This is a genomic window from Massilia norwichensis (assembly GCF_024753245.1).
Lineage (GTDB): Bacteria > Pseudomonadota > Gammaproteobacteria > Burkholderiales > Burkholderiaceae_D > Telluria > Telluria norwichensis.
Window position 1 is genome coordinate 1 of record NZ_JANUGX010000065.1, and the last position, 1,953, is coordinate 1,953.

Consider the following 1,953-nt stretch of genomic DNA (forward strand, 5'->3'; position numbering starts at 1 on the left):
GCTTAATAATTAGCCTGACGATAACCTACTTTCACACTGGTTGCAGCACTATCATCGGCGCAAAGTCGTTTCACGGTCCTGTTCGGGATGGGAAGGGGTGGTACCGACTTGCTATGGTCATCAGGCATAAACTGTACGGGCAGCGTCTTCGACTGCTGCCCTGAATCCGGAAGAAGTAAGTTCTTATTGTTCTCTGTGTGTTCAACAAAAAGCTGTCATCACCTGGCTTTTGACTGCCAAGGTTATAGGGACAAGCCGTACGGGCAATTAGTACTGGTTAGCTTAATGCATTACTGCACTTCCACACCCAGCCTATCAACGTCCTGGTCTCGAACGACCCTTCAAGGAGCTCAAGGCTCCGGGAAATCTCATCTCAAGGCGAGTTTCCCGCTTAGATGCTTTCAGCGGTTATCTCTTCCGAACTTAGCTACCCGGCAATGCCACTGGCGTGACAACCGGTACACCAGAGGTTCGTCCACTCCGGTCCTCTCGTACTAGGAGCAGCCCCCTTCAAATTTCCAACGCCCACGGCAGATAGGGACCAAACTGTCTCACGACGTTTTAAACCCAGCTCACGTACCACTTTAAATGGCGAACAGCCATACCCTTGGGACCGGCTACAGCCCCAGGATGTGATGAGCCGACATCGAGGTGCCAAACTCCCCCGTCGATATGAACTCTTGGGAGGAATCAGCCTGTTATCCCCAGAGTACCTTTTATCCGTTGAGCGATGGCCCTTCCATACAGAACCACCGGATCACTATGTCCTACTTTCGTACCTGCTCGACTTGTCGGTCTCGCAGTTAAGCACGCTTATGCCATTGCACTATTAGCACGATGTCCGACCGTACCTAGCGTACCTTCGAACTCCTCCGTTACACTTTAGGAGGAGACCGCCCCAGTCAAACTGCCTACCATGCACTGTCCCCGACCCGGATCACGGGCCAAGGTTAGAACCTCAAACAAACCAGGGTGGTATTTCAAGGATGGCTCCACGAGAACTGGCGTCCCCGCTTCAAAGCCTCCCACCTATCCTACACAGATTGGTTCAAAGTCCAATGCAAAGCTACAGTAAAGGTTCATGGGGTCTTTCCGTCTAGCCGCGGGTAGATTGCATCATCACAAACATTTCAACTTCGCTGAGTCTCGGGAGGAGACAGTGTGGCCATCGTTACGCCATTCGTGCAGGTCGGAACTTACCCGACAAGGAATTTCGCTACCTTAGGACCGTTATAGTTACGGCCGCCGTTTACTGGGACTTCAATCAAGAGCTTGCACCCCATCATTTAATCTTCCAGCACCGGGCAGGCGTCACACCCTATACGTCCACTTTCGTGTTTGCAGAGTGCTGTGTTTTTATTAAACAGTCGCAGCCACCAGTTTATTGCAACCCTTTCACCCTCATGGAGTAAACCAATCAAGCTACCGGGGCGTACCTTATCCCGAAGTTACGGTACCAATTTGCCGAGTTCCTTCTCCCGAGTTCTCTCAAGCGCCTTAGAATACTCATCTCGCCCACCTGTGTCGGTTTGCGGTACGGTCTCGTATGACTGAAGCTTAGAGGCTTTTCTTGGAACCACTTCCGATTGCTTCGCAGGATAAACCCGCTCGTCCCAGTCCCTTGAATTACGTGCCCGGATTTGCCTAAGCACCTTCTATGAACCAGAAACTGACTATTCCAACAGTCAGACAACCTTCCGCGATCCGTCCCCCCATCGCATCATACGACGGTGCAGGAATATTAACCTGCTTCCCATCAGCTACGCATCTCTGCCTCGCCTTAGGGGCCGACTCACCCTGCTCCGATGAACGTTGAACAGGAAACCTTGGGCTTTCGGCGAGAGGGCTTTTCACCCTCTTTATCGCTACTCATGTCAGCATTCGCACTTCTGATACCTCCAGCATCCTTTACAAGACACCTTCGCAGGCTTACAGAACGCTCTCCTACCATAT

General features: G+C 51.7%; 2 rRNA genes. Both read right to left on the reverse strand.

Annotated features, from left to right (window positions below):
* Positions 1-12 precede the first annotated feature (12 nt).
* A 5S ribosomal RNA gene (rrf, locus tag NX782_RS26095) occupies positions 13-125 on the reverse strand.
* Between the two features lie 121 nt (positions 126-246).
* Positions 247-1,953 (reverse strand): 23S ribosomal RNA (locus NX782_RS26100); the annotation flags it as partial.